Source organism: Virgibacillus sp. 7505, from assembly GCF_002272135.1.
GTDB lineage: Bacteria > Bacillota > Bacilli > Bacillales > Amphibacillaceae > Terribacillus.
Window position 1 is genome coordinate 1 of record NZ_NPBF01000245.1, and the last position, 248, is coordinate 248.

Consider the following 248-nt stretch of genomic DNA (forward strand, 5'->3'; position numbering starts at 1 on the left):
CATTTCCGCAATCAGCGCATTCCCGAAGTAAATGATCTTGTTGTTTTTCCGCCATATCGGCGCCGGGGCGTCGGCCAAGCCCTTATTCACGCACTCGAACAGCTTAGCCGTGATTTAGGCTATCAAACGGTTGGCCTTGGCGTTGGCTTGTATAAAGATTACGGAAGCGCTCAACGGCTCTATGCCCGGCTTGGTTACATCCCAGACGGTCATGGCATTTGTGCTGGGGGCGAGCCAATCGACGCTGG

General features: G+C 54.4%; 1 protein-coding gene. It reads left to right on the forward strand.

The genetic code is table 11. The features are described from left to right. Window positions 1–18: 18 nt before the first annotated feature. Window positions 19–248 (forward strand): GNAT family N-acetyltransferase (locus tag CHH91_RS18800; RefSeq protein WP_286160852.1); only part of this gene is annotated, 230 nt, incomplete at its 3' end.